15 protein-coding genes are annotated in these 14,772 nt (G+C 72.0%); 8 read left to right on the top strand and 7 right to left on the bottom strand.

The features are described 5' to 3' along the window. Nucleotides 1-76 precede the first annotated feature (76 nt). Together HBH26_RS08745 and HBH26_RS08740 are read left to right on the top strand one after the other, a co-directional pair. Entirely contained in the window at nt 77-307 is a 231-nt protein-coding gene (locus HBH26_RS08745) for a hypothetical protein (RefSeq protein WP_168134199.1), read from the top strand. 45 nt (nt 308-352) lie between these two features. Continuing rightward, entirely contained in the window at nt 353-802 is a 450-nt protein-coding gene (locus tag HBH26_RS08740) for a nucleoside deaminase (protein WP_168134198.1), read from the top strand. Nucleotides 803-1,016: 214 nt separating this feature from the next. Here HBH26_RS08740 and HBH26_RS08735 read toward each other — a convergent pair whose 3' ends face one another. After that, nucleotides 1,017-1,694: a YiaD family glycine zipper/OmpA-like lipoprotein gene (locus HBH26_RS08735; protein WP_168134197.1), complete on the bottom strand. Its 678-nt coding sequence runs from the start codon at nt 1,692-1,694 to the stop codon at nt 1,017-1,019. A 162-nt stretch (nt 1,695-1,856) separates the two neighbouring features. On the opposite strand from HBH26_RS08735, the gene HBH26_RS08730 reads away from it, so the two are divergent. Then, complete coding sequence (locus HBH26_RS08730; protein WP_168134196.1) at nt 1,857-3,152, top strand: hemolysin family protein; 1,296 nt, start codon at nt 1,857-1,859, stop codon at nt 3,150-3,152. Between the two features lie 161 nt (nt 3,153-3,313). On the opposite strand, the gene HBH26_RS08725 is transcribed toward HBH26_RS08730, so the two are convergent. From HBH26_RS08725 to HBH26_RS08710, 4 genes are all read right to left on the bottom strand, one after another. Then, a complete protein-coding gene (locus HBH26_RS08725; RefSeq protein ID WP_168134195.1) occupies nt 3,314-4,273 on the bottom strand; it encodes a 50S ribosomal protein L11 methyltransferase in 960 nt (319 codons plus the stop codon). Continuing rightward, entirely contained in the window at nt 4,263-4,979 is a 717-nt protein-coding gene (locus HBH26_RS08720) for an SDR family NAD(P)-dependent oxidoreductase (RefSeq protein WP_168134194.1), read from the bottom strand. The genes HBH26_RS08725 and HBH26_RS08720 overlap by 11 nt, the downstream gene beginning before the upstream one ends. A gap of 205 nt (nt 4,980-5,184) precedes the next feature. Further along, on the bottom strand, nt 5,185-6,540 hold the full coding sequence (locus HBH26_RS08715) for a methyl-accepting chemotaxis protein (RefSeq protein WP_168134193.1): 1,356 nt from the start codon (nt 6,538-6,540) through the stop codon (nt 5,185-5,187). A gap of 31 nt (nt 6,541-6,571) precedes the next feature. Further along, a complete protein-coding gene (locus tag HBH26_RS08710; protein ID WP_420824983.1) occupies nt 6,572-7,933 on the bottom strand; it encodes a methyl-accepting chemotaxis protein in 1,362 nt (453 codons plus the stop codon). Nucleotides 7,934-8,125: 192 nt separating this feature from the next. Here HBH26_RS08710 and sdhC point away from each other — a divergent pair, with 192 nt between their 5' ends. The 3 genes from sdhC to sdhA are packed head-to-tail and all read left to right on the top strand — an operon-like array spanning nt 8,126 to nt 10,742. Next, nucleotides 8,126-8,566 (top strand): succinate dehydrogenase, cytochrome b556 subunit, encoded by a 441-nt coding sequence (gene sdhC / locus HBH26_RS08705; RefSeq protein ID WP_275402951.1) that lies wholly within the window; start codon nt 8,126-8,128, stop codon nt 8,564-8,566. Then, entirely contained in the window at nt 8,563-8,940 is a 378-nt protein-coding gene (gene sdhD / locus HBH26_RS08700) for a succinate dehydrogenase, hydrophobic membrane anchor protein (RefSeq protein WP_168134191.1), read from the top strand. Before sdhC ends, sdhD begins: the two co-directional genes overlap by 4 nt. Continuing rightward, on the top strand, nt 8,940-10,742 hold the full coding sequence (gene sdhA, locus HBH26_RS08695) for a succinate dehydrogenase flavoprotein subunit (protein WP_168134190.1): 1,803 nt from the start codon (nt 8,940-8,942) through the stop codon (nt 10,740-10,742). The genes sdhD and sdhA overlap by 1 nt, the downstream gene beginning before the upstream one ends. On the opposite strand, the gene HBH26_RS08690 is transcribed toward sdhA, so the two are convergent. Both HBH26_RS08690 and HBH26_RS08685 read right to left on the bottom strand, forming a co-directional pair. Continuing rightward, nucleotides 10,743-11,066 (bottom strand): DUF5615 family PIN-like protein, encoded by a 324-nt coding sequence (locus HBH26_RS08690; RefSeq protein WP_168134189.1) that lies wholly within the window; start codon nt 11,064-11,066, stop codon nt 10,743-10,745. It lies immediately after the preceding gene. Continuing rightward, on the bottom strand, nt 11,063-11,296 hold the full coding sequence (locus HBH26_RS08685; protein WP_168134188.1) for a DUF433 domain-containing protein: 234 nt from the start codon (nt 11,294-11,296) through the stop codon (nt 11,063-11,065). Before HBH26_RS08685 ends, HBH26_RS08690 begins: the two co-directional genes overlap by 4 nt. Nucleotides 11,297-11,397: 101 nt before the next feature. Between HBH26_RS08685 and HBH26_RS08680 the strand changes: the two genes are divergently transcribed. Then, nucleotides 11,398-13,869 carry a circularly permuted type 2 ATP-grasp protein gene (locus tag HBH26_RS08680; RefSeq protein WP_168134187.1) on the top strand — a complete coding sequence of 824 codons (2,472 nt, stop codon included), beginning with the start codon at nt 11,398-11,400 and terminating at the stop codon, nt 13,867-13,869. Then, on the top strand, nt 13,866-14,771 hold the full coding sequence (locus HBH26_RS08675) for a transglutaminase family protein (protein ID WP_168134186.1): 906 nt from the start codon (nt 13,866-13,868) through the stop codon (nt 14,769-14,771). Before HBH26_RS08680 ends, HBH26_RS08675 begins: the two co-directional genes overlap by 4 nt. Nucleotide 14,772: the final 1 nt, after the last annotated feature.

Raw genomic sequence — 14,772 nt, 5'->3', positions numbered from 1 at the left:
CCCGGGATGCAACCCGGCGGCTGGCGGTACGTTGGTTGCGGTATCGGAACGACACGTCCTGCGAAAGGCCATCCCCATGCGCGCGCTCCTCGTCATCCTCGGCATTGCCGCCCTCGTCCTGCTCGCCGCGCTGGCGCTGGGCTTCGTCCGGCTGGACCAGACGCAGACCGCGCAGCTGCCACGGATCGAGGGCGGGCAGGCGCCCAAGTTCGAGGCGGACGTGGGCCGCATCGACGTCGGCACGGAGAACAAGACGGTGGAGGTGCCGCGCGTGTCGGTGGAGAAGCCGGGCGAGACCGCGCGCTGATCCGGCACCTGTCGCCACGCCGCGCGCCGCGCTAGACCGCGCGCGATGTTCCCCCTGCCCCTTCCCATGCGTCGCGCGCTGGACGCTGCGCGCGTCGCGGCGGCGGCGGGAGAAGTGCCCGTCGGCGCGGTGGTGATGCGCGGGGGCGACACGGTGGCGGTGGCCGCCAACGCGCCGCGCGCGCTGCACGACCCCACCGCCCACGCCGAGATGCTGGCGATCCGCGCCGCGGCCGCGGCACTGGGCGACGACCGGCTGGCCGACTGCGACCTCTACGTCACGCTGGAGCCGTGCGCGATGTGCGCGGGCGCGATCGCGCTGGCACGGATCGCGCGGGTCTACTGGGGCGCGCCCGATCCCAAGGGCGGCGCGGTGGAGCACGGGCCCCGGCTGTTCGCGCAGCCGACCTGCCACCACCGGCCCGAGCTGTTCGGCGGGATCGGCGAGGCGGAAGCGGCGGCGCTGCTGCGCGACTTCTTCGCGGCGCGGCGGTAGGCGGCGGAGCGAGCGGGGCGTTCGCGCGGTCTGCGGGGTGCGCCGTGGCTGTGCTTCGACTGCGCCCGGCACGAACGGGAGACATCGTTCGGAACGAACAGACCCGGCACCCGTCACGCCGCCCTGCTCCCGGCATCCACCGCGCTCCGGCCGCCGCTGCCGGTCGGTCCCCGGCGCGGCAACCCCGGCACCAGGCCGGGGTGACGCGCGCGCCCTACATCGTGTCGTTCTGCGACACCGGCACGATCTTGATTTCGACGCGACGGTTGGCGGAGCGGCCTTCCTCGGTCTCGTTGCTCTCGATCGGCTGGGTCTCGCCGAAGCCGCGGGTGGCGATGCGGGCCTGCTGCACGCCGCGGGTGGAGAGATAGTCCGCGACCGACGCGGCGCGCCGTTCAGACAGACCCTGGTTGTACGCGTCGCTGCCGGTCGAATCGGTGTGGCCGTAGACGTCGATATAGGTCTGGCCGTACTCGCTCAGCACGCTGGCCACGCGATCCAGCGTGTCGCGGAAGCGCGGCTCGACCGTTGCCGAATTGGTCGCGAAGTTGATGCCCGACGGGATGTTGAGCAGCAGGTCGTCGCCCTGCCGCACCACCTGCACGTCGGTGCCCGCGGTACGGGCCCGCATCTCGCGCTCCTGCTTGTCCATGTAGGCGCCGATCCCCGCGCCCGCGATACCGCCGATGCCGGCGCCGATGATCTTCTCCGTCCGGTCGCGCCGCCCGCCGACCAGGTCGCCCAGCAGGTAGCCGCCCAGCGCGCCGCCGATGCCGCCGATCGCGGTCTTCGACACCCGCCGCTCGCCCGTTTCCGGATCGGTGGTGCAGGCCGCCGTCGCCACCAGCGAGAGGCCCGCCACCGCACCGAGCCACACCTTCGAACGCTTCATCACCCTGCTCCCTTGACTACGCACACGCCGGATGAACCCGGAGGCACGCCGGATTGTTCCGCTTGCGCACTGAACGGCGGCTGACCGGCGGGACGGATGATGCGCGACGGTGATTTTGGCGATTGTCGCGCCAAGGCTTTGCCGCGTAAGGACCGTGCGACCATGCTTCCGCCGTTCCCCTGGTTCGACGTCGTCATCATCCTCGCGCTGGTGGCACTGAACGGCGTCTTCGCGATGAGCGAGCTGGCGATCGTTTCCTCGCGCCGGGCGCGGCTCGAGGCGATGGCGCGGACCGGGCGGCGCGGCGCGCGCGCCGCGATCGTCCTGGCGGCGGATCCGGGCAAATTCCTGTCGACCGTGCAGATCGGCATCACGCTGATCGGCGTGGGCACCGGCGCCTATTCGGGCGCGAGCCTGGGCACGCCCACGGCAGCGCGGCTGGAGGCGCTGGGCATGACGCCCGCCACCGCGGAGAACCTTGGCTTCGCGATCGTCATCGGGCTCACCACCTATGCCTCGCTGATCGTCGGCGAGCTGGTTCCCAAGCAGATCGCGCTGCGCAAGCCCGAGGCGGTGGCCGCGATCCTGGCGCTGCCGATGACGTGGCTGGCGGTCGTGACCAAGCCGGTCGTGTGGCTGCTGGACCAGTCGAGCGCGCTCGCGTTCCGCCTGCTCCGGCTCAACCGCGAGAGCGAGGACCAGGTGACGGCGGAGGAGCTGCACCTGATCGTCGCGGAGGCCAGCAAGTCCGGCGTGATCGAGGAGCACGAGCGCTCGATCATCTCCGGTGTGGTGCGGCTGGCCGACCGGCCGGTGCGCGAGGTGATGACGCCGCGCACCGACGTGGACTGGCTGGACGTGAACCTGGACGACGCGGGCATCCGGCAGAAGCTGATGGCAACGCCGCACAGCCGGCTGCCGGTGGCGGACGGCACGATCGACGCGGTGGTGGGCGTGGTGCAGGCGCGCGACGTGGCGCGCGCGCTGTCGCAGGGCCTGACGCTGGACCTCGCCACGCTGATGCGCAAGGCGCCGGTGGTGGTGGACCAGGTCGACGCGATGGACACGCTGGATACGCTACGCCGGGCCGAGGTGCCGATGGCCTTGGTGCGCGACGAATACGGCCACCTCGAAGGCATCGTGACCCCGGCGGACCTGCTGGCCGCGATCGCGGGCGAGTTCGCCAGCGACGCGGAGGCGGACGACGGACCCAACCTGGTCGAGCGCGACGACGGGTCGCTGCTGGTGGCGGGCACGATGCCGGCGGACGCGCTGGCCGAGCGGCTGGGCATCGATCTGCCAGAGGATCGCGACTATGCCACGGTCGCCGGGCTGGCGCTGGCCGCGTTTCGCAAGCTGCCCACCGAGGGCGAGAGCTTCGAGGAGCAGGGCTGGCGCTTCGAGGTGGTGGACCTGGACGGACGGCGCATCGACAAGCTGCTGGTGAGCGAGGTCTAGGGTCTGTACTCAATCAGCACAGGGATCGGGATCGCCCTGAGAAGCCCGCCAGCCGACCCACCGCGTCTGCCGGTCCAGACGAAGCCTCGGCTTCGCTCAGCCTTTCCTCAAAGCAAACGAGCGGCGAGCCGTCCGATCCCTGAGGTTTGCTGCCTCCGCGTTCAGATATCGAGCGCCCAGCCGTCCCGTCCCTTCGGGTCCACCGGCGTCTTCGGCACGTAACGCTCCGCCCCCGCGGTGAGCCGCAGGATGGTCCAGTCGCCGCGGCGGTCGACCGCCTCCAGCGTGGCACCGCACGCCTCGAACGCGGCGACCACCTGGGCGCGCTGCGTCTCCAGCAGGCCGGCCAGGACGATCGCGGCGCCGGGCGCGGCGATGGCGGCGAGTTCGGGCGCCATCGAGACGAGCGGGCCGGCGAGGATGTTGGCGATGACGAGGTCAAAGGGCGCGCGCGCGGCGATCGCATCATCCAGCGCGCCGTCGGCGACGACCAGCGCGACGCCCTCCACGCCATTGACCGCCGCATTCTGCCGCGTCACCGTCACCGCCGCGGGATCGATATCGGTCGCCATCACCTGCGCGCCGGGCCATAGATGGCGCACGGCGAAGGCGAGCAGCCCCGTGCCGGTGCCGACGTCGATCGCATTCGTCACCGTCCGCCCGGCCAGCCCGTCGAGCATCGCGAGGCACCCCACGGTGGTGGCATGGTGGCCGGTGCCGAACGCCTGCCCGGCGTCGATCAGGAAGGCGCGCCCGCCCGCCGGCGGATCGACCGGATGCGCGCTGGTATGGACGACGAAGCGCCCCTCGCGGATCGGTTCCAGCCCCTGCTGGCTCATCGCCACCCAGTCCTGCGCGGTCAGCGGCACGACCTCGGGTTCCACGTCCGCGGCGCTGGGCACCAGCGCGCGGATCGCGGCGAGCATGGCGGCGTCGGGTCGTGCTTCCGAATAGGCGTCGAGCCGCCAGTGCTCGCGGTCGTCCTCCACCGTCTCGCTGGTCATCAGCACGGCGTCGATGGCGAGATCGTCGGCGGCGTCGATCGCCTCCGCTTCCGCGCGGGTGCAGGGCAAGGTGGTGCGCCAGCTGTCGACCGCCCCGGCCTCCTGTTCAGCGGACATAGCTGGCCCCGTTGATGTCGATCACCGCGCCGGTCATCGACGCGGGCGCCTCCAGCGCCAGGAAGCGGACCGCGGCCGCGACCTCGTCCGGCTCCGCCACGCGGCCGAGCGGGATGTCGGCGAGCAGCCGGTCACCGCCGCGGCTCTCCACGTAATCCTCCGCCATGCCCGTCATCGTGAAGCCGGGGCAGACGGCGAAGGCGAGGATGCCGTCGCGGGCGTAGCCGCGCGCGATCGTCTTCGTCATCGCCACCATCCCCGCCTTGGACGCGGCGTAATGCCAGTGCGCCGGGCTGTCGCCGCGATAGGCGGCACGGCTGGCGACGTTGACGACGCGGCCGGGCACCCCGCGCGCCTGCCAGTGGAGTACGGCGAGCCGGCAGAGGTCGGCGGCGGCGGCCAGGTTCACCTGCATCGTGCGCGCCCACGCCGCCTGCCAGTCGGCGTCGGAGGCGTCGATCGGGTTCGCTTCGAAGATGCCGGCGTTGTTGACGAGGACGTCGATGCTGCCCAGCCGGTCGAGCGCGGCGCGCCACAGCGCGGCGGGAGCGGCGGGTTCGGCGAAGTCGGCGGCGAGGTGCGCGGTGAGGAAGGCCGGGCCCGCGCCCGTGGCATGGCCGGCGAGCGCGACGCCGGGCCGGTCGAGCGCCGCGGCGATCGCGGCGCCGATCCCGCGCGACGCGCCGGTGAGGAGAATATTGGGCATGGCCGCGCCTTACGGCGGCGGCGGCGGGGCGGCAACGGCGGGAAAGGCCGCGCTTGGAGGATGTTCAGGCGGAGGCGCGGAGACGCGGAGACGCGGAGAGGGCTTGCCGGTCGCGAAGCGGCGTTCGGATGCTTCGGGTGCGCCGGGCGTGGCCTTCGACTTCGCTCGGGCCGAACGGAGGTCGGCCCAAGCGGCGTCGGAAGCGCTATGCGACGTCGCGGGCGTAGTCGGCGGCAGCTTCGCTCAGGCTTTCCAACCGCTGGCGAATCACGTCCATGTCGCCGTCCAGCGCGCCGATCTCCTGCGCGATCATCTCCGTATCCTCCCTGATCGTGGCGACGGTGAAGGACATCGAATCGGCGGCGAGCGCGGTCTCGTCGACCGCGGCGGTGATGGCGGTGACGGTCTGCGCCTGGCTCTCCATCGCGTGGCGGATGCGCGTGGCGCTGTCCTGCACCTCGGTGACGGTCGCCTTGATCGACGCCGACGTGTCGACGGTGACGCGCGTCGCGGCCTGGATCGCGGCGATCTTCGCGGCGATGTCGTCCGTCGCGCGCGCGGTCTGGTTGGCGAGGCTCTTCACCTCCTGCGCCACCACGGCGAAGCCGCGCCCCGCGTCGCCCGCGCGCGCCGCCTCGATCGTGGCGTTGAGCGCGAGGAGGTTGGTCTGCCCGGCGATGTCGCGGATCAGGCCCAGGATCGATTCGATCGACTGCGCGTGCTCGGACAAGGCCTCGCTGACGCCCACCGCGTCGCCCGCCTGGTGCGCGGCGCGGGTGGCGATGTCGGCCGCCACCTCCACCTCGGCGCGCGCGTCCTCGATCGCGCGGATCAGCCCCGCCGCGGTCGATGCCGCGTCGCGCATCGCCACCGCCGACTGTTCCGCCGCCGCCGCCACTTCGCTGGTCTTGCCCAGCATCCCGCGCGCCGATTGCGACGCGACGGTCGCCTGGGTGCGGACATGGAGGCCCAGTTCGGCGGTGGCCGCGATCCCGCCCGAGATCCGCTCCTCGAACGCCGCGCCGCGCGCCGCCCGCTGCTCGCGCGCGTCGTGCGCGTCCAGCCGGCCGAGATGGGCGGTCATCACGTCCGCCTCCACCAGCGCCAGCCGCTGCACCGCGCAGCCGAACAGCGCCATCGCCTCCTCGCCCTCCGTGTTGCGCTCGCGGATCAGCCGCAGCGTGTGCGCGTGCGCGAACGACAGCGCCGCCATCTGCCCGGCGATCGGCACGCCCTGGTGGCGCGCGATCTGCGCGTGCGCGACCGCCATGTCGCGCCAGCGCGTGCCGAACGGCTCGAGATACTTGGTGGCGGCATAATGCGCGCCGCGCGCGATCTGGCGCGCGCGCATCTCCGCGGTGGTCAGGCTGTGCAGGCGGCGGGTGGCGGGAAGATCGAAGTAGCGGTCGAAGAAGGCCTCGCCCACCTGCATCCAGCCGCCGTCGGGTTCCAGCAGCGCGTGGATGCGCGCGCCCAAAGCGGCGAGCTGTCCGTCCCAGTCGTAGTCGCGCACGCGATCGTCGAACGCGCGCCCGTTGTGCGCCCAAACGGAGCCTTCCATCGTCCCTTCCCCCTCCCGTGCGCCGGTCCCGTCAGGCTGCGAACTTCTTCGCGAAATCGCCCGCGCGCCCTTCCAGCGTGCCGAGCCTGCCCGACAGCGAGGCGAAGCCGGTGCCGAGCGTGTCGATCTCGCTCGCCACCGCCTCGGTATCCTCGCGGATCGCGGCGACGGTGTGCGACATCGAATCGGCGGCGAGCGCGGTCTCGTCGACCGCGGCGGTGATGGCGGTGACGGTCTGCGCCTGGCTCTCCATCGCGTGGCGGATGCGCGTGGCGCTGTCCTGCACCTCGGTGACGGTCGCCTTGATCGACGCCGACGTGTCGACGGTGACGCGCGTCGCGGCCTGGATCGCGGCGATCTTCGCGGCGATGTCGTCCGTCGCGCGCGCGGTCTGGTTGGCGAGGCTCTTCACCTCCTGCGCCACCACGGCGAAGCCGCGCCCCGCGTCGCCCGCGCGCGCCGCCTCGATCGTGGCGTTGAGCGCGAGGAGGTTGGTCTGCCCGGCGATGTCGCGGATCAGGCCCAGGATCGATTCGATCGACTGCGCGTGCTCGGACAAGGCCTCGCTGACGCCCACCGCGTCGCCCGCCTGGTGCGCGGCGCGGGTGGCGATGTCGGCCGCCACCTCCACCTCGGCGCGCGCGTCCTCGATCGCGCGGATCAGCCCCGCCGCGGTCGATGCCGCGTCGCGCATCGCCACCGCCGACTGTTCCGCCGCCGCCGCCACTTCGCTGGTCTTGCCCAGCATCCCGCGCGTGGAGGAGGAGGCGGTGGCCGCCTGCACCTGCAGCGCGTTGCCGTCGCGCATCGTGTCCGCCACCGTGGCGGCGATGCCGTCGTGGAACGCCGCGGCCAGCCGGTCGCGCTGGTGCGCGGCGTGATGGGCGTTGAAGCCGGCGTAGAGCTCCACGGTCAGTTCGGTCTCCATGCCGAACAGCCGCATCAGCGTGTCGATCATCGCGTGGTACGTCGGGTCGGTCGACGGCAGGCGGCGCAGCAGCACCTTCAGCGCGGCATTGTCGCTGGCGCAGGACATGGCGAGCACCGCCATCGTCGGCACGTTCGCCGACCAGGCCGCGGCGACCGACCGCTCGAGCGATTCGACCCAGGCACGCCCCGCCACGTCGGTGAAGCGGTTCTTCAGGTAGACGCAGCCCGCCTCCATGCGGCGCTGCGTGTCGAGCGGAGTCCATTCCGCCGCGCCCGGGTTCGCCAGCCGCCAGTGCGACCAATAGGCCTCGACGATCTCCTCCGCATCGGGCTCCAGCACCGTCCACAGGTCGCGCGCGCGCTGCAGGAGGGTGCCGCCGCCCGCGTCGAACGCGCGGATACGCTGGTCGAGATCGATCATGGCGGCGATCGTCGTCGGCGGCGGAAGCGTCTTGTCGGTCACTGTGTGAACGTCCCCATGCGTGTGGTCGCGTCGAGGCTTACGGCGGAAATGCTTAAGAGCCGGTTAGGGATGGCCCGCGCGGGGGACGGGGGCGACGCGGGGGACGGGGGCGGCGCGGCTTGCATCCCGCCGCCCGGCACGGCATGGACCGCTGCGTCTTCTCATCCATCCGATCGGCAGGAAACCCGCGCCTTGGCCTCCAAGCCCGCCATACCGCACAAGCGCCCGCGCAGCCCGCACGCCTTCCGCGGGCCGATGCAGCTCCACTATCGTTGGGGCCCGGCGATGACGGTCTCGATCTTCCACCGCATGCTGGGCAGCGGCATGGCGACCGTGGGCGCGCTTCTGCTGGTGTGGTGGCTGGCCGCCGTGGCGGCGGGCGACGCGGCCTATGCCGTGTTCCTGGACGTCTTCACCACCGACGCGGGCGCGCTGAACCCGCTCGGCTGGATCGTCGGCGTGGGGCTGACCTGGTCGGTGTTCCAGCACATGGCCAGCGGCATCCGCCACCTGGTGCTGGATACCGGCGCGGCCTACGAGCTGAAGATCAACAAGCTGTCCGCCGTGCTGTGCTTCGTCTTCTCCATCGCGATGACGGCACTGTTCTGGCTGTATCTCGGAGTGAAGGCATGAGGACCGAACTCGGCCGCGTCCGTGGCCTGGGCAGCGCGCACGAGGGCGCGCACCATTGGTGGCACCAGCGGCTGACCGCGGGCACCAACTTCCTCACGCTCGTGTGGCTGCTCGCCAGCCTGGCGACGCTGCCGGGCTACGACTATCTGACGGTGCGGCTGTGGCTGTCGTCGGCCTGGGTCGCGGTGCCGATGCTGCTGCTGGTCGCGTCGATCTTCTACCACTTCCGCCTCGGGCTGCAGGTGGTGATCGAGGATTACGCGCGGATGGAGAGCCGCTTCGTCGCGATGGTCCTCCTCAACGTCTACACCGCCGCGGTCGCCGGAACCGCCATCTTCGCGATCCTGAAGATCGCCTTCGGAAGCCAAGCCTGATGCCCGCTGCCTATCAGATCGTCGACCACACCTATGACGCCGTCGTCGTCGGCGCGGGCGGATCGGGCCTGCGCGCGACCATGGGCGCGGCCGAGGCCGGGCTGAAGACCGCCTGCATCACGAAGGTGTTTCCCACCCGCTCGCACACCGTCGCCGCGCAGGGCGGCATCGCGGCGTCGCTGGGCAACAACTCGCCGGACCATTGGTCGTGGCACATGTTCGACACGGTGAAGGGCTCCGACTGGCTCGGCGACCAGGACGCGATCGAATACATGGTGCGCGAGGCGCCGGCGGCGGTCTACGAGCTGGAGCACGCCGGCGTGCCGTTCAGCCGGAACGACAACGGCACCATCTACCAGCGGCCCTTCGGCGGGCACATGCAGAACATGGGCGAGGGCCCGCCCGTGCAGCGCACCTGCGCCGCGGCGGACCGGACCGGCCACGCGATGCTGCACGCGCTCTACCAGCAGAGCCTCAAATACGACGCCGACTTCTACGTCGAATATTTCGCGCTCGACCTCATCATGGAGGACGGGGCCTGCCGCGGCGTCATCGCCTTGTGCATGGAGGACGGCTCGATCCACCGCTTCCGCAGCCACGCCGTCGTGCTCGCGACCGGCGGCGGCGGGCGCGTGTACCAGTCGGCGACCAGCGCGCACACCTGCACCGGCGACGGCAACGGCATGGCGCTGCGCGCCGGCCTGCCCTTGCAGGACATGGAGTTCGTGCAGTTCCACCCGACCGGCATCTACGGCGCCGGCGTCCTCATCACCGAGGGCGCGCGCGGTGAAGGCGGGTACCTGACCAATTCCGAGGGCGAGCGCTTCATGGAGCGCTATGCGCCCAGCGCCAAGGACCTCGCCAGCCGCGACGTCGTGGCGCGCTCCATGGCGATGGAGATGCGCGAGGGCCGCGGCGTCGGCAAGGACAAGGACCATATCTTCCTCCACCTCGACCACATCGATCCCAAGGTGCTGCACGAGCGGCTGCCGGGGATCACCGAGACGGGCAAGATCTTCGCGGGCGTCGACCTGACGCGCCAGCCGCTGCCGGTGACGCCCACCGTCCACTACAACATGGGCGGCATCCCCTGTAACTATCACGGCGAGGTGGTCTCGCCGCGCGACGGCGATCCCGATGCGATCGTGCCGGGCCTGTTCGCGGTGGGCGAGGCGGCGTGCGTGTCCGTCCATGGCGCGAACCGCCTCGGTTCCAACTCGCTGATCGACCTCGTCGTCTTCGGCCGCGCCACCGGGCTGCGGCTGAAGGAGACGCTGAGGCCGGGCACCGCGCACCAGGCATTGCCCAAGGGCGCGGAGGAGTTCTCGCTCACCCGGCTCGACCATTTCCGCCACGCCAAGGGCGCGACGCCGACGGCGCAGGTGCGCGCGGAGATGCAGAAGACGATGCAGCGCCACTGCGCCGTCTTCCGCGACAGCGCGCTCTTGGCCGAGGGGGTGGAGAAGATCGAGGCGATCTACCGCGGCTTCCAGGACGTGGGCGTCACCGACCGATCGCTGATCTGGAATACCGACCTGGTCGAGACGATGGAGCTGGACAATCTCATCAGCCAGGCCGTCGTGACGATGAAGAGCGCCGACAACCGCAAGGAAAGCCGCGGCGCGCACATGCACGAAGACTTCCCGGATCGCGACGACGCGAACTGGATGAAGCACACGATCACGACGTTCCAGGGTTGGGGCGGCAAGGAAGGCGCCACCGCGATCGACTATCGCCCGGTGCACGACTACACGCTGACCGACGACGTCGAGTACATCAAGCCGAAGAAGCGGGTGTATTGATTACCTGACCTCGACGAACCGCTCGCCGGCGATCGGCATCCGCTCGATCGTCGGCCAGCGCGGCTCCAGCCAGTTCTGCAAGGCGCGGTTGGTGGCGTTGCCGATGCGCAGCCACAACAGCACGAACCGATCCGGCAGGCGCAGCAGCACGAAATCCTCGTCCTTCGTGACCAGCACGGCGCCGCGCTCCAGCGCCGCCTGCACCACCGCAGCGTCGCGCGCGTCAGCCAGGCCGATCGCGGCGACGTGTTCCGCATCATGCCCGTGATCGATCAGCCACTGCGCCAGCCGGGGCGGCAGCTGGGCATCGATCAGGAACCTCATTCCGCGGCGGCGACGATCGGATGGTCCATCTGGTGCGCAGCGAAGGCGAGTGCGGCGCGGATGTCGGCCGTCGCGAGATAGGGGAAGTCGCTGACGATCTCGTCCTCGCTCGCGCCCCCGGCGAGCATGTCGAGCACGTCCGACACGCGCACCCGCGTGCCGGCCACGACCGGCCGGCCCCCGCAGACGGTTGGATCAATCGCGATCCTGGAGTGCGCCGTCTTCGTCATCGCGCGGAACATCGGGCCTCGTCCCGATGCCGTCAACTCCCTTCCACCGACAGGCCACATCCCCTATCACTCGCCGCCGCCGCATAGGGGAACCCGGCCACTTGGCGACGCAGCCTGCCCTGTTCGACGCCGCCAGCCACGCGCAGCGGTGGATCGAGGAATATCGCACGCACGATCTGCGCGGCGACGTGCTGGCCGCCGGCGCCGATCCGGCGTGGATGGCGGCGTTCGAGGAGCTCGCGGCGGTGGCCGGGGACGATCTCGGCCAGGCGCGCGAGCGGGTGCAGCGCCACGCCGCCGACATCGGCACCGGCTTCCGCATCATCGACGAGGAATTCGAGCGGCCCTGGCCCGTCTCCCCCGTCCCCTTGCTGATCGACGTGCAGGAGTGGCGCACGATCGAGCGCGGCGTGGCGCAGCGCGCCGACCTCCTGGAGACGATCGTCGCCGACCTGTACGGCGCGCAGTCGCTGGTGAAGCGGGGCCACGTGCCCGCGACGCTGGTCACCGGCAGCCCCTATTTCCTGCGCCCGCTCGTCGGCGTCGCGCCGGCGGGCGGGCGGCACCTGCACGTCGTCGCGGTGGATCTGGGCCGCGGGCCGACGGGCGAGTGGCGCGTCCTGTCCGATCACCTGCGCATGCCGTCCGGCGCGGGCTACGCGCTGGAGAACCGGCTGGCGGTCAGCCGCGCGCTGGGCGGGTTGCAGGGGCGCATCAACGTGCGTCGCCACGCGCCCTTCTTTGCCGCGTTCCGCGCCGGGCTGGCCAGCGCCTGTCACCGCGCCGACCCGCGCATCGGGCTGCTGACGCCGGGGCGCTACAACGCCAGCTACGCCGAGCAGGCGCATCTGGCGCGCTACCTGGGCTTCCTGCTGGTGGAGGGGGACGACCTGGCGGTGCGCGAGGACCGGCTGTACGTGCGCACGATCGGCGGGCTGAAGCGGGTCGACGCGCTGTGGCGGCGGCTCGATCCGCGGCTGCTCGATCCGCTCGCCTTCGACACCCACTCGCGCATCGGCGTGCCGGGACTGATCGACGCCTGGGCAGCGGGAAACGTTGTCCTCGCCAACTCGCCGGGTGCGGGCGTGCTGGAGAGCGCGGCCTTCGCCGCCTTCCTGCCGCAGCTGTCGACGCGGCTGACCGGCGCGGACCTGATCCTGCCGTCGATCGCCACCTGGTGGTGCGGCCAGCCGGCGGAGGCGGCGCACGTGCGCGCGGAGATGGCGTCGATGTTGCTGTCCAGCGCGTTCGGCCACCCCCTGGCGGCGCTGGCGGGAACGACGCCCGGGGCGGAGCTGACCGCGGAGGGGCGGGCGGCGTTCCTCACCGACCTGGAGCGGCGGCCGCAGGACTATGTCGGGCAGGAGATCGTGCGGCTGTCGACCATGCCCGTCGTCATCGGCGACCGGCTGGAACCGCGGCCGTTCACCCTGCGCGTCTTCGCCGCGCGCGACGGCGACGGGCGGTGGCAGGTGATGCCGGGCGGCTTCGCGCGGATCGGCGAGCATCCCGATCCGCGCGCCGCGGTGATGGGCGAGGGGCTGTGGTCCGCCGACGTGTGCGTCCACGGCGCGGAGGCGGTGGCGCCCGTCTCGCTGCTGCCCGCGCCCGATTCGCTCCACATCCGCCGCAACCCCGGGACGCTGCCGAGCCGCGTCGCCGACAATTTCTTCTGGCTGGGCCGCTACCTGGAGCGCGGAGAGGCGCTGCTCGGTGCGATCCGGCTGATGCTGGGCAATTCGATCGACGCCGACACGGGCGCCGCGCTGGCGCCCGAGACGGTGGGGCGGCTGGTGGGGGAGATCGTCGCCGCCGGCGCCGCCCCCCGCCCCGCCTCGCTGCGCCGCGCGGACCTGGTCCCGTTCGCGCGCACCGCGCTGGAGGCCGGCGAGGGCGGCTGGCAGTCGGTGGCGCAGATCAATGCGCACGCGCGCCGCATCGGCGCGGTCTCGCGCGACCGCCTGTCCGCGGACATGGTGCGACTGCTGGACGCGCCCTTCCCGCGGCAGCCGGGGATGCTCGAGCGGTGCGGTTCGCTCCAGCGCCGCTACGCCGCGATCGCGGGGCTCTCCGCCGAGCACATGAGCCGCACCGCGGCGTGGCGCTTCCACGATCTGGGCCGGCGGATCGAGCGCGCTGCCGCCACCGCGCGCGCGACGCGGGCGTTCGGCCTGGCCGGCGCGTCGCTCGACGACCTGACGACGCTGCTGGACCTCGCCGACAGCCAGATCAGCTATCGCCAGCGCTACCTGACCGGAATCGCGCGGGTGCCGGTGGTGGACCTCGTCGCGCTCGATCCGGGCAATCCGCGCGCGCTCGCCTTCCAGGTGGAGGCGATCCGCGCGCATCTGGCGGCGCTGCCGGTGCTGGACGACGACGGCATGGCGGAGCCGCAGCAGGTGGAGGCGACCGCGCTGCACGCGCTGGTGACGACGGCGCAGGCGGCCACGCTCGACGCGGGCACCCTGGGCGAGATCGACCGGCGGCTGGCGACGCTGTCCGACGCGGTCGCGCACCGTTATTTCCTGCAAGGCGCGGAGGCGCTGCGCGCGGCGGGGCTGACGCTGGCATGATCTACGACATCCGCCACGTCACCCGCTTCGACTACGGCCACGCGGTGAAGTTCGCGCGCTGCAACCTGCGGCTGCAACCGATCGACTGGCCGGGGCAGCAGGTAGAGGATTACGCGCTGACGGTCGCGCCCGCCGGTCGCACCCACCCCGCGCGCGCCGAGGCGGGGCTGGCCAACGTGACCCGGCTGGTGATCGAGGAGCCGGTGCGGCGGCTAACGATCGAGAGCCGCGCGCGGGTGCGGGTCGACCGACTGGTGCCGGTGCCGCAGGCGGACGATCCGACGCTGGCGGAGGTGGCGCGCATGGCGCGCGGGTCGACCGACCTGTCGGCGGCCTCCCCCGCGGCCTATCTCTATCCCTCCCCGCTGATCCCGCCCGACCGTGCCATCGCCGACTATTGCGCGCCGGACCTCGATCCGTCGCGCGGCGCGCTGGAGGCGGGGATCGCGCTCGCCCGCCGGATCCAGCGCGATTTCGCCTTCGACGCGGCGGCGACGCTGGTCGACACGCCCCCGCACGAGGCGTTCGCGCAGCGGCGCGGCGTGTGCCAGGACTTCGCGCAGATCATGATCTCCGGCCTGCGCGCCGCGGGGCTGCCCGCGGCCTATGCGTCGGGCTATATCCGCACGATCCCACCGCCCGGGCAGGAGCGGCTGGTCGGCGCGGACGCGACGCACGCCTGGGTGCTGCTGTGGTGCGGGCCGGCGCGCGGCTGGGTGGGCGTGGACCCGACCAACGGCATCTGGATGGCGAGCGATCACGTCGTCGTCGCGATCGGACGCGACTATGCGGAGATCGCGCCGGTGGACGGCGTAGTGCTGGGCGCGGGCGCGCAGGCGATGGACGTGTCGGTCGACGTCGCGCCGCTGGACGAGGAGAGTGCCGCCGCCGCCGCTGCGTGAG

This window comes from Sphingomonas corticis (assembly GCF_012035195.1).
Classification (GTDB): Bacteria; Pseudomonadota; Alphaproteobacteria; order Sphingomonadales; family Sphingomonadaceae; genus Sphingomonas; species Sphingomonas corticis.
The sequence above is the reverse complement of the archived record's forward strand: the minus strand, read 5'-3'. Positions and strand labels throughout refer to the sequence as shown.

Bases quoted from the DNA above. Each gene is read 5' to 3' on its own strand.
- HBH26_RS08745 (WP_168134199.1), top strand. From the start codon at position 77: ATGCGCGCGCTCCTCGTCATCCTCGGCATTGCCGCCCTCGTCCTGCTC.
- HBH26_RS08740 (WP_168134198.1), top strand. From the start codon at position 353: ATGTTCCCCCTGCCCCTTCCCATGCGTCGCGCGCTGGACGCTGCGCGC.
- HBH26_RS08735 (WP_168134197.1), bottom strand. From the start codon at position 1,694: ATGAAGCGTTCGAAGGTGTGGCTCGGTGCGGTGGCGGGCCTCTCGCTG.
- HBH26_RS08730 (WP_168134196.1), top strand. From the start codon at position 1,857: ATGCTTCCGCCGTTCCCCTGGTTCGACGTCGTCATCATCCTCGCGCTG.
- HBH26_RS08725 (WP_168134195.1), bottom strand. From the start codon at position 4,273: ATGTCCGCTGAACAGGAGGCCGGGGCGGTCGACAGCTGGCGCACCACC.
- HBH26_RS08720 (WP_168134194.1), bottom strand. From the start codon at position 4,979: ATGCCCAATATTCTCCTCACCGGCGCGTCGCGCGGGATCGGCGCCGCG.
- HBH26_RS08715 (WP_168134193.1), bottom strand. From the start codon at position 6,540: ATGGAAGGCTCCGTTTGGGCGCACAACGGGCGCGCGTTCGACGATCGC.
- sdhD (WP_168134191.1), top strand. From the start codon at position 8,563: ATGAGGACCGAACTCGGCCGCGTCCGTGGCCTGGGCAGCGCGCACGAG.
- sdhA (WP_168134190.1), top strand. From the start codon at position 8,940: ATGCCCGCTGCCTATCAGATCGTCGACCACACCTATGACGCCGTCGTC.
- HBH26_RS08690 (WP_168134189.1), bottom strand. From the start codon at position 11,066: ATGAGGTTCCTGATCGATGCCCAGCTGCCGCCCCGGCTGGCGCAGTGG.
- HBH26_RS08685 (WP_168134188.1), bottom strand. From the start codon at position 11,296: ATGACGAAGACGGCGCACTCCAGGATCGCGATTGATCCAACCGTCTGC.
- HBH26_RS08675 (WP_168134186.1), top strand. From the start codon at position 13,866: ATGATCTACGACATCCGCCACGTCACCCGCTTCGACTACGGCCACGCG.